The organism is Allolucifera butyrica (assembly GCF_900476375.1).
GTDB classification, from domain to species: Bacteria; Bacillota; Negativicutes; order Sporomusales; family UPPP01; genus Lucifera; species Lucifera butyrica.
The window spans coordinates 142,428-155,141 of the sequence record NZ_UPPP01000134.1; the positions used below are offsets into that span (position 1 = coordinate 142,428).

At 48.5% G+C, this 12,714-nt stretch carries 6 protein-coding genes; all 6 read left to right on the plus strand.

What is annotated here, in order from left to right; all coding sequences use genetic code 11:
• Nucleotides 1-31 precede the first annotated feature (31 nt).
• The 6 genes from LUCIF_RS25725 to LUCIF_RS25750 all read left to right on the plus strand — a co-directional run bounded on the left by LUCIF_RS25725 (nt 32) and on the right by LUCIF_RS25750 (nt 11,979).
• On the plus strand, nt 32-8,803 hold the full coding sequence (locus tag LUCIF_RS25725; protein WP_165866176.1) for a two-partner secretion domain-containing protein: 8,772 nt from the start codon (nt 32-34) through the stop codon (nt 8,801-8,803).
• A gap of 15 nt (nt 8,804-8,818) precedes the next feature.
• Nucleotides 8,819-9,274, plus strand: a complete 456-nt coding sequence (locus tag LUCIF_RS25730; protein ID WP_122630749.1) for a DUF600 domain-containing protein — start codon at nt 8,819-8,821, stop codon at nt 9,272-9,274.
• Between the two features lie 522 nt (nt 9,275-9,796).
• A complete protein-coding gene (locus tag LUCIF_RS26660; protein ID WP_207858507.1) occupies nt 9,797-10,144 on the plus strand; it encodes a DNA/RNA non-specific endonuclease in 348 nt (115 codons plus the stop codon).
• A gap of 14 nt (nt 10,145-10,158) precedes the next feature.
• On the plus strand, nt 10,159-10,581 hold the full coding sequence (locus LUCIF_RS25740) for an immunity protein YezG family protein (protein WP_122630750.1): 423 nt from the start codon (nt 10,159-10,161) through the stop codon (nt 10,579-10,581).
• A 373-nt stretch (nt 10,582-10,954) separates the two neighbouring features.
• The gene (locus tag LUCIF_RS25745) at nt 10,955-11,569 is read left to right on the plus strand and encodes a hypothetical protein (RefSeq protein ID WP_122630751.1); all 615 of its coding nucleotides are present in this window, start codon (nt 10,955-10,957) and stop codon (nt 11,567-11,569) included.
• 17 nt (nt 11,570-11,586) lie between these two features.
• Entirely contained in the window at nt 11,587-11,979 is a 393-nt protein-coding gene (locus LUCIF_RS25750; RefSeq protein WP_122630752.1) for a hypothetical protein, read from the plus strand.
• Nucleotides 11,980-12,714: the final 735 nt, after the last annotated feature.

A 12,714-nucleotide genomic window follows, 5' to 3' on the forward strand; every position in this document is an offset into this window, starting at 1 on the left:
GGAATAGCCATTGTTTCGAGGAGGAAGTAGTGTGAAGTATAAGTACGGGAAGTGGAGTAAGAAGTTTATTAGCTGGGTCTTGTTAATTCTGTTTATTACGCAGCCGGCCCTGGCTGCAGCCCAGGTTGTAGCGGACCCCAACGCGCCGGGTCAGAATAAGCCGAAGATTGATACCACGGCCAACGGCTTGCCGGTTGTGCTTATTGCTTCGCCGTCCAGCGCTGGCGTATCGCACAACCGCTATCTTCAATTTGACGTAGATCCGGGCGGACTGATTCTGAATAATTCAGCGGGTGTGACCAAAACGCAACTGGCGGGCTATGTAAACGGGAATTCTTACATAGTTGGCAACGGCGCCCGCATTATTTTAAATGAGGTGACCGGCGCGAATACCAGCCAGCTCCGGGGATATCTTGAAGTAGCCGGGCCAAGGGCCGAGGTCATCATCGCCAACCGGAACGGCATCATCGGCAACGGCTTTGGTTTTATCAACACCAGCCGGGCAATTTTGACCACCGGTACGCCGGTTTTCGGCGGCAGCGGCAGTCTCGATGCTTTCCGCGTAACGGGTGGGCAGATCGCGATTCAAGGCGCGGGCATGGATGCCAGCACGACCGACCGGGCGGACATTATCAGCCGGGCGGTTGCGGTAAACGCCGGCGTATGGGGCCATGAACTGAATGTAGTCACAGGTGCTAATCAAGTAAGTCATACCGACCTTTCCACCCAGAAAATCGCCGGTTCCGGGGAGACACCGAAAGTATCGCTGGATGTAGCGGCTTTAGGCGGTATGTATGCCGATAAAATTAAACTGGTCGGCACTGAGGCCGGGGTCGGCGTCAACAGTGCAGGGACACTTTCAGCCCATAGCGGGGATCTGACGCTGAATCAGGAAGGGAAAATTGTGCTAAGCGGCAGCAATTCCGCTGCCGGAAATATACAGATTACCGCCAACGACAGCGTAACCCAGCAAGGCGTTACCTATGCTGCGGGAAATACGAATGTAACCGCCCTTGACATAAACAACAGCGGTGTGCTGGCGGCCCAAAACAACACGGCGATTGCGGCGCAAAGTGTAGCTTCCACCGGTACGCTGGGCGCCGGAATCCAGGGCGACGGCACTGTGGGCGGCAGCGGGGATCTTAGCATTGCCGCCACCGACGCAGTTCATGCCAATGGTAAAAACCTGGCGGCGGGAACTCTTACGGCAAGCGGGTCGACCGTCGACCTTAGCGGCGCCACCACCTACGCCGGCGGTTCGGCGATCTTCACTGCGACAACCGGTGACCTGAACAATACCGGCGGGTATCTCCAAAGCGGCGGCGCTTTAGCGGTGAATGCCGCCGGCACGGTAACGAACGACCGGGACGGGAACGGCAACGCCGGACAAATCATCGCCGGTAAAGTAACGATTGCGGCGGGCAATCTCTCCAACAAAGGCGGCAGTATTCGGCAAACCGGCTCGGATATGACCGGCCTTACGGCGGTGAATATCCTCGATAATACCGGCGGCGTTATCGCGAGCAATGGGTCCTCCTTTTTGCTCCAGGCCGGTTCCGTAACCAATAACCAGGGACAAATCCAGCATGCCGGCACGGGTGCTTTAACCCTGCAAACCAGTGGCTTGCAAAATGTCACCGGCCTGATCAGCAGCAACGGGCAAGCCAATATTCAGGCCCAAACCATGGATAACAGCGGCGGTGGGATCGGCGCCGGGCAGGATCTCAATATAACCCTTAGTGGTGACTTAACAAACGGCGCCGGCGGCCAGATGCAAGCCGGCCATAACCTGAACCTGTCGGCAACCGGCAGCAATAGCCGCCTGAACAATCAGGGAATCCTTTACGCTCAGGGCAATACGAACCTGAATACCGCCGGAACGCTGACCAACTCCGGTGTCCTGGCAGCCGCCCAAAATACCGCCATCACGGCGCACACCCTGTCCTCCTCTGCGACCGGGACCTTGGGCGCCGGAATCAACGGCGACGGCACGGTGGGCAACAGCGGCAATCTTACAGTGACTGCCACGGATGCAGTCGCCGCCAATGGTAAGAACCTGGCCGGCGGCAATCTTGCCGTAACCGGGACAGCGGCCGACCTTAGCGGCGCTACCACCTATGCGAAGGGGACTGCCACAGTCACCGCCACCGGTGGCGACGTGAACCACACCGGCGGCAACATGCAGGTTATTGGCGCTTTGACGGTAAATGCCGCCGGCACCGTAACAAACGACAGGGATGCCAGCGGCAACGCCGGCCGGATTACGGCCGGTCAACTGACAATTGCCGCGAATCAAATCAGTAACAAGGGCGGTGTGCTGAAACAAACCGGCACGGATGCTACCGGTTTGACGGCCGCCGGCGTTATTGACAACACCGGCGGTTACCTTGGCACCAACGGATCTTCTTTGACCCTGCAAAGCGGTACCGTAACCAATACCCAGGGCCAGATTATTCATACCGGAACCGGACCCTTAGAAATACAAATTAACGCCGACTTAAACAATAACGGCGGCAGCATCGAAAGCAACGGGGTTATTCATATTCCGCAGGTGCGGAATATGGACAACACCGGCGGCACGGTCAGCGCCGGAAAAGACCTGGTTATTAACCCGGACAATGATTTTACCAATGGCGCAGGCGGTCTGCTGCACGCCAATGGCAATTTTACTCTTGCCACGGCTGGAGCGGTGACGAATGCGGGCGGCATTACGGCCGGCCAGACGGCAAATCTGACCGGCAGCCAGGTTACGAATGACATCCATGCGAGCGCTGCCGCAGGAAATGCGCTGAATGTTTCCACTGCCGGCAATGTTGTGAACAATGGCAGTATGCAGGGGAATACCATTTCCCTTACCGGCCAAACCGTAACTAATAACGGTTCGGTAATCGGCGGCGCGATTACGGTACAGGCCGGTCAGATTGTAAATCAAGGTACGAATGCTACAATTGCGGCAACGGGCGATATCAACCTGTACGGCCGGAGCGCGGTGACCAACCAAAGCAGCGCAACCATCTACAGCCGGGGCAATTTGACCATTGCCGGCAGCGGCAGTCAGGCTGCCAACGGTCAGCCGGACCTGACGGACAGTGTTCTCAACCAGTCGGCCACCTTGCAGGCCGACGGCGATATAAATATATACTCGAAACAGATAACCAATCAGCGACAGCAGTTTGCCCTGCAGCAGCAAATCACTTCGCAGAATTTTACGGTACCCATCACGCCCTGGTCCGGTTACTACAAAGCAAGCCGGACTTATACCGAAACGACGGAGCAGACCGTAGCCGCAGCGGACAGTGGGGCGGCGCAGATTTTGGCCGGAAAGAACATGGTCCTAAAGGGCACAATCACCAATGATGCCAGCACCATTACCGCCGGCGGCTCCATTGATTTTGACGTAAATGCTCTCCGGAATGTCAGTTATGGAAATACCAAAACGGTTACCGACTCCGGAACCGATTACCAGACCTATAGTGAGGAATATTGTTCACGTCGTATTTTGGGGCATTGTATTGCCCATGACTGGCGGGACGTAACCAGAACCAAATCTTACTATAACCAGACCTCACAGGCCATTCCCGGCTGGGATGCGGTATTCAGCGCCAACCAAAGCATTACCGGCAAGGCGGTCACCATCGACAACATTTCGGTTCAGCCGCCGAATGCGCCTGTCGGCAGTACGGCGGCGACGTTAAACGCCGGCCAGGTCGGAACCAGTACTAGCGTCGATCCGGTGAACCGCGCCGGCGATCCGTCCCTGGAAGTGCCCCATAACGGCTTGTATACAGTCAGCTCCGATCCGGCCAGCCATTATTTAATCGAAACTAATTCTCAATTCACTAACCAGGCTACTTTTATGTCCAGCGATTACATGCTGCAGCGGCTGATGCTCGACCCGGCGACTGCGCAAAAGCGGCTTGGCGACGGCTTCTATGAGGAAAAACTGGTGCGGGATCAAATCACCCAGTTGACCGGGCGGATGTATCTGGGCGGCTATTCTTCCATGGACACGGAATATAAGGCGCTGATGGAGAACGGCGTAAACTATGCGCAACAATTTAATCTTCAGGTCGGCGTTGCCCTGACATCCCAGCAAATGTCCCAGCTTACCACCGATATGGTTTGGCTGGTGGAAAAGGAAGTACAGGGACAAAAAGTGCTGGTTCCCGTTGTCTACTTAGCCCATACCCAGAGCGGCGATCTAAAAGCCGACGGTTCCCTCATCGCAGCCAAGGACATCCAAATTGTAGCCAGCGGCGATTTGACCAATATGGGGATGATCAAGGCGGATAACAGTCTGCAGGTCAGCGCCGCGAATGTTGTCAACCGTGGCGGCACGATCGACGGCGGCAATCTGGCCCAAATCACAGCCGGGCAGGATATTGCCAACCAAAGCGGGACCATTACCGGAACCCAGGTCGCTTTGACCGCCGGGAGGGATATTACTAACGAAACGGTTGTTTCCGGCGTGAACTTCGGCAATTTGTCTACTACCTTGGTGAATCAGCAGGCGAATATCTCGGCCCAGGGCAGTCTCACTGTCCAGGCGGGACGTGATATTAAGGTTACCGGCGCGAATCTGACGGCCGGGCAGGACCTTGTACTAAATGCCGGGCAGAACTTGCAAGTAGGCAGTCAGGCGGCCAACGAACGGATTGCGACCGGATACTATACCTATGATACGACCAAGAATATCACCAGTAGCCTCCAGGCCGGCGGCAGCGCGACGCTGGTCGCCCAAAAGGACGCCACCTTAAGCGGCGCCCAGGTCAAGGCCGGTACGGATCTGACCCTGGCCGCCGGCGGCAATATCAATCTTGCGGCCGTGAAAGACCATACCCTGCAGGACGTGCAGACCGGCAACGCAGCACACGGCGACTACTTCCACCAGCGCAACGATGACGAGACCGTCATCGGCAGCACTCTGCAAGGCGGCGGCAACGTCACCGTGGCGGCGGTCAATCTGGGCAAACCCGGTGTGGACAATGCCAACCGGGGCAACGTGACCATGGTCGGCAGCAATCTTACCAGCCAGAACGGTACGGTAAACGTAGCGGCGGATCAGGCCATCACCGTCCAGGATGTCAGTGAAAAGCACGAATCCTTAACCGAAACGCGGAAAGTCGACGAGGGATTCCTCTCCACCAAAACGACGGAAACCCGCAACTATGCCCTGGATAACCAGGTCAAGGGCAGTACCATCTCGGGAGACAAGGTAAATATAGAATCCGGCAAGGATCTGACCGTTAAGGGCAGCAATATAGTTGGCACCGGCGACGTGAATTTGACGGCCCAAAACAACGTCAACATCACCACCGCCCAGGAAACGGGACAAACGGAGAGCTATAGCTACACCAAAACCTCCGGTATCTTTGGCGGCGGTTTCGGCTTTACCATCGGCAGCCGGAGCCAAAAGCTGGATACCACCGGCCAGACCGTAACTCAAATCGGCAGTACCGTGGGTTCGACCAACGGCCAGGTTAATATTACCTCCGGTCAGGACACCCATATTACCGGCTCCGATATTATCGGGGCGCAGGGAATTCACCTGACCGGACAAAACGTCACCATTGACGCGGCGCAGAATACTTCCCAAATCCAGCAGACTTACGAATTCAAGCAAAGCGGCCTGTCCGTTTCCGTGGGCAACTCGACGATTGACGCTCTCACCAGCGGGGCGAGCGATGTGAGCCGGAGCCGGGACGTACAGGACAGCCGTCTCAAAGCACTGTATGAATATAAGGCGGTGGAAGACGCCAAACCGGGCCTGCAAGCCATTCAGCAAAACGGCGTCAAAGCCGTTACGGGAGGACTGAGTGTAACCGTCAGCCTCGGCAGCAGCAGCACGAAATCGGTAACAGCCAGCCAGGCGGCGACCGCCCAGGGCAGCACCCTGACCTCGGATAAGGACATTACTATTACCGCGACCGGCAGCGGTGCGAAGGATGTGTCCGGTAAAGCCACCGACGGCAATCTCAATGTAATAGGTTCTACCCTGACCGGTGAGAATATTACTCTGAACGCCGCCAAGGACGTTAACCTGCAGTCGGCGGACAATGTCAGTCAGAACAATACCACCGAAAACAGCAGTTCCTCAGGCATCGGCGTAAAACTCAGTCCCAGCGGTCCGGGTTTCTTCGTCCAAGGCAGCAAAGCCAGCGATAACGCGAAGGAAAATGGCACGACCCATACCGGAACCCAGGTCACGGCCAGCAATACCCTGACCATCAACTCCGGCAACGACACCAACATAACCGGGTCGCAGGCGAAGGGCGATACCGTTAAAGTGAACGTAGGCGGCAACCTCAACCTTGCCAGCCAGCAGGATACCGATACCTATACGGAACGCAGCAATTCGGCGGGCGGCACCCTCGGCATCGGTATGCCAAGCACCATTTCGGCAAGTAAAGGCAAAACCGACTCGAATTACCAGAGTGTCACCCAACAAAGCGGTATCTATGCAGGAAAAGGCGGCTTCGATATCCAAGTAGGAAAGAATACCGACCTGAAAGGCGCGGTGATCTCTAGCGAAGCTACACCGGATAAGAATAAGCTGAGTACGGATACGCTGACCTATTCGGATATTAACAATAAGGCGGATTACAGCGCGAGCAGTACGGGAATCAATGTTGATACGACGACGACTATCAAAGATGGTAAGGACGCAAATGGCAAACAGACTTTTGTGAGCGAAAAGAGCCTATCTGCTTCACCGGATATCAGCACACCTGTTACCGGTAGTGCGAGCAGTACTACGAAATCCGGTATTTCCCAAGGTACAATTGAAGTACGGTCAGGGAATACGGATTTAAGTAATCTAAATCGTAATACTACGGATTCCTTGAACGCATTGGGTAAGATTTTTGACAAGAAAACCGTTCAGGAGAAACAGGAATTAACCAAAGTATTTGGGCAGGAAGCCTATAAGGCAATTGGGGATTTGGCTCTGGCGCAATACAAAAAAGCACTGGAGGATGCGGATAAGGCTAAAAAAGCCGGCAATACAAAAGCATATGATGAAGCGATGGCAAGGGCGGATTCATGGCATGACGGCGGAGCCAATAAAATCCTGCTGCATGCAGTAGCTGGGGGAATCATGTCCAGCCTTGGCGGCGGCAGCTTTGCTTCCGGAGCGACCAGTGCAGGCTTAAATGAAGCGGTACAGAATGAATTAGCCAAGATCAAAGACCCGGGTCTTCATCAACTAGCCAGTGCTGCCATTGGGGCTGCTGCGTCGAAGCTGGCAGGGGGGAATGCTCAAACAGGCGCTAGTGTGGCGGCAAGTGCTACAAAGAATAACTGGTTAGATCATTATCAACAACAAGATATGGCTAAAGCATTAGCGGCGGCAGGGAATGATAAGGAAAAAAGAAGAGAGATTTATGCATTTTATGCAGCCCTAAGCCAGTATAATGAAGATCACTATTTTACAAGGGATGAAGCAATTGAACAGCCGCTTTTAGATCAGTTACATTATGATACAGCAGACACCAAAGGCGGATTAAATCTTACCTTGAATGAAATAACCGGTTATTATCAAGGGTATGATTTTGCAAATTATTATCGGGATCGTTTGGAAAACAGTAATGGAGTATATATCCCATCATTCTTGGATCATTATGATTATAGTCAAGGCCGCCGTAGTGATACACAAGATAATTTTAATCCAAGCTCAGGGATAAAAAATCAAACTCCTACAGAGAGAACAACTAGTGTACTTAATCAAGGAGGAACATGGGATTCAAGCGGACAGTTATTGGATTCGAATGGAAATCCGGTTGCTAATTCGCTTAATAGAGGAGATTATGCATATAGTCAAGAAGGGGCAGCAATTGTCGGACATTATCCGGATGGAACTGCTACAGTGCGTATAGACGGTAAAGATTATCCCGTTTATAATGTACCTAAAGCTTCGGATAATAGCGGAAACGCAACTACAACGCAACCTGCAACGGGACAGAATATTTTTGGCATATCTGATTATAATCAGGGTAGAATATTTGCTCTGAACCCTTTATCAGCATTTTCAACTAGACAAGATATAAATAACCATAGTGAGGATTTTATACAAGGATTCAACTACCAAAATAATTTAATGTATACATTTGCACCACCCAAATATATTTCGTCAATAGCGAACGGTACAATGCAAGGTTTAATGGATGGTTACAGTGGTCCTCCTATGGGACCGTCGCTTGCACCTGCTGGATCCAGTTCATCCTATACTTTTACATCGGTACCGCTAGTAGGAACGTATCAAAATCCAAATATAATGTATGCCCAATCGGGAGATAACAATCAGACATCGCAGCAGAACACGAATAGTAGTACTACTCAAGGGTCGGGTGCTACCAATTTAGAAACCAATCCATTCAATAATTCTGGCACATTGAAACCAAATATAAAATATCAGTCGGGAGAATACGGTTATTCATACCAAACCGATGAAATGGGAAGAATAAGTAAGTTTGAAACTGATAATTTACAGTTAACAGACAGAACAGAGCGCCTAGATCATAATCCCAATACACCGGGAAAACTTGATGGTGACCACGCAGGACACCTGGCGGGGGATAGATTCGGTGGATCGCCAGAATTGGATAATTTGGTCTCGCAATCTTCAAATGTTAATTTAAGTGAATATAAGAAGATCGAAAACCAATGGGCTAAAGCTATTGAGGAAGGAAAACAGGTAAAAGTCAATGTTGAAGTAAATTATGAAGGAAGCAGTTTGCGGCCATCAAAATTTAATGTACAATATGAAATTGATGGGAAGTTTTATGAGAAAAGTATCTTGAATTAGGAGGAAATTATATAAATGAACAAATCTTTTGAAGACTGTTTTAGTGAATTACAAGCTGATATGGTGTCAATATGTCTTGAATATGTAAAAAACAGAGCAGATAAAATTTTTATTTATTGTTCGTTTGAGAGTGACATTATATCAAGTGATTACTACTACAAAATCAATGGAAGAATAGTAGAACGACACAAATTGAATGACGCTGTGCTTAGTTCAGAAAAGTATGATGTATCCATTGAAAGGCAACGGGGCGTTATAAAAATCCTGAACGGCAATATTGGAAAAATTATAGAAATATGCAAAGAATACGGTAGGGAAATGCCTACGGAAATGAAATTAGTTTATGATGTGCAAAAAAATAGTTTGAAAGCAACTTACAAATATGAATTGCAATATGCTAATGATCCGGTAAAAACCGCTGATGACATTGCTATGGAGTGGTTCCAGCAAATTCAAGCAGAAAACAGTTAACAAATTAACTTTGTTAAAAGTGTAAAACAAAATCGAAACAAATGGCAGGGCAACGAATGAACTAAGTTCGACGTCCTGCCATTTGTTTTATAGCCGTCCTAACAGGAGTGAGTATGGGGTCAGGCTTGAATTATTAAAATAATTGACTTATAAAAACGATTTAAGTCAATCTCAATAACTCAAGCCTGAACTCCGTATGACGCTGGCAAGACGTTAGGTGACGGTATTTTCGCTTATAGGCGGTACTTTGGGAACCATAGGCGGAGCAGGGGCAACGATTGTTACATCACCCTCTGGACTGGGTGCCGTTGGATTTGGTGCTGTAACGGCTTATAGCGGAGGCGTCGCAACGAACAGTGCCTATAATTTCTCGAATGATTTTAGTAGGATTTTCTCGAGTAGCGGTGCGAATACTGAGGGGTCGGGTAATGCTGTTCAAAAAGTTGAGAGCGGGGAGCAGTTTACCAAGGTAGATGGAAGAAAGGCTCTAAAACCAAACGTGGAGTATACAACTGAGGAAGGATATCGTCTGTTGAAGCTAACTTAGAACAAGGTACAGCAAAACGGAATCCGTACGCACAAAGAACAGTTGGTGGAGACGATAGGTTACCTACTGACGATGGCGGACATTTAATTGCAAGTATTTTTAAAGGTTCTGGAGAAATTGATAATTTGGTACCAATGGATTCTACACTAAATCGAAGCGAATATAAAACTTTGGAAAATACTTGGAAGAATGCCTTAGCGGAGGGAAAAACAGTAAATGTAAAAATTAGTCCAATATATGAAGAAAATTCAGCAAGGCCATCCGAATTTAAAATTGATTATACAATTGATGGTAAGAGATATTCCAGACGATTAACAAATTAATGGAGGGAAAGATATTGGAAACTAAAGGTATGGAACAGCTATACCCGACGATAGCAAGTGCTTTAGTCGATATTATCCCAGAAGATTGGGATAAAGTATTGTTATATGCTGAATTTGGAGATGGATATAGACAAGTACTTTTCTATTATTATCCTAAGGGAAGCAATAATCCAATATATAGTCTCGATATTACAGATAAATTTAATATTAATCAAAAACAATATGATGAGCGGGAAACCAGATTATATAATTGTTTTAGCAAATTAAGGGAAGAGTTTAAAAGACAGGGACAAGAGCCTTGGACAAATCTAACTTTTATTTTAGATAGTACAGGTAAAATGAAAATTGATTATAATTATGACAAAGTCTCTCAAGTATGTCCCGTTGAAAAACAAGGAAAATGGGAAGCTAAGTATTTAGGATGTAAGAATTACTAACTAAACGGCTTATACAAAAATAGAGGTAGCGGACAATCTCCGTTCACCTCTGTTTTCATTTTAAGGGCAGGGATATGAGAAATGGGACTATCAAGGCTATGAAATATTAGGAACCGAAATCTCAGTAAGAAGCGCAGATGGAACTTTAAGACGGTACGATATTGTAACAAGAGCACCTGATGGTACAATAGTAGGTATAGAAGTAAAAAGCGGAACCGCAACCCGTACAGCACAGCAAAGCGCGATAGATAATGAACTTATAAACAGCGGTGGATTACCTACAACCGGAAACAAAGCAAAAGATATTGGTGTTCAAAAGATTGACACTGTAAAAGTTATAAAAGTAGAATAAGTCAGGAGTTGATTAAGGGTAATGCCAACAATTGAAGAAACTGCAGATAAGTTAGTATCTGAAGGTCTCAGCGCTATTCTCGAACCCCACGGTTTTGTTCTTAGAAAAAAAAGAGGATTCAAACGGAAGATTGAAAAGTGTGAACAAGAACTAAATGTTCAACTTAGACAGATTCGTGGTCAGGATGCAGGATACGTTCAAGTATGCCCGGGATTTCGGTATGAGGCATTAGAGGTTCTAGTTGCAGATTTAAGCGGAGAAAAGCTTAGGAAAGGTTGGCCTAGTGCAGCGGCTAATATTGGCAATTTAAAGCCCCAAAGGGAATTTCTCGAATGGCCATTGACAAACACAACGGATATTTTCGCACTAAGCAATTTAATTTGTAGTTGCATTAGGGAATATGCATTTCCATTCTGGGATGAATTCTCAACGATCAATGGACTCGTCAAGGGCTACGAAAGTGAAGACTCCCGTTTGACTCTGGCGGGAAATAGTTATAGGTGGCGAATGTCCGCAGCCTATTGTCTACAGGGAAATCATGGTGCTGCAGTAAATGTACTTGAAAGATGGGAAAAAGGTAGGCCGTCTCAGGCGATAATAGAACAAGCAATAAGGAAAATCTCAAACTTGACTTAACACGAAGGAGGGAGCTAATGGTTTTCGAATCCGAAAACGGACATAGAATTGCAAATCCTACCAAGCAGAATGTATTTGTTGGTTTATCGAACTTGAACGGCGTAAGAAATTCATATTCGGTTTTAGAAGACGCTAGTGGAAATTATATACAGGTTGGTGGCGGTCCTAGTGAGTTTACTGTAGAAGTTAGGGAAATAGCTCTAGATGGAACGTTCAAGCATTGGAAAGCGGAATACTTTTCCTCTCGAACTGGTGAGAAAAGAGCTATAATAATATCTGGTTCATCTGTTCAGGTTGAGTCTACCCAAGTACTACAAGCAGAAACTGTGAGGCAACTGTTCGAAGCCTTTATGGACGGTGAGTATTTGTCGAAAATGGTAAGATGGATTGATATAACAGAAATGTTTTAAGAGGTACCATTAAGTCGGGGATGTTGACAGCAGGGGGCAGGACGATTCTGCTATTCAGCAGAGATAGGAGTAGGTTCTTCGACTCAGATAATTCAAATACTTTTTGTCACAACAATATGAGTCGGGGGACGGTTCTCTGACTCATTTTGTGAGAGTAAAGTGGATGCCAAACAAAGCAGACAACTTAATGAAGCAAATTTTATTATATTAGCAGAAGCAATAAATTTCATAAATGAGTATTTAAGTAGCAGGAATAAAAGGTTGGAAAAAATAAAGCGTGGAATGGCACAAAACTGCGCAATAAGTTAATAACAAAAGTGAAAATCAGATCAAATTTATCTGTGAGACAAATAGCGAATATATTGGGGATAGAAAGAAATATAGTACAAAGAGTGCGTCGAGTCAGAGAACCGTCCCGTGCGCCAAGAAGCGCACGGAGTATAGCGGGTGGGAATCCCGTCTGGGAAGGTCTAGCCAACCACCCGGTATCCAGCCTTGGGACTGAAGCGGTAACGCCAGGTCTAAGCGTAGGTAGGAAAGGTAGTAGGCCGAAAGCGAAAGCTGAAGATGTAGAATCCCGAAATTCCTAATGGGAATGGTCGATGCATGGGACGAGCAGAAGACAACACTGGGCTTAGCGATAAAGGCAAGTTAAGTTTGGCGCCCCGGGATCGAAGGTCTTGGCATGCTACACACAGTTACTCCGTGAGAACTTGGGAGACCCTGTTGCTCTCC

Coding starts and splice junctions, on each gene's coding strand:
- LUCIF_RS25730 (WP_122630749.1), top strand. CDS start 8,819: ATGAACAAATCTTTTGAAGACTGTTTTAGTGAATTACAAGCTGATATG.
- LUCIF_RS25750 (WP_122630752.1), top strand. CDS start 11,587: ATGGTTTTCGAATCCGAAAACGGACATAGAATTGCAAATCCTACCAAG.
- LUCIF_RS25745 (WP_122630751.1), top strand. CDS start 10,955: ATGCCAACAATTGAAGAAACTGCAGATAAGTTAGTATCTGAAGGTCTC.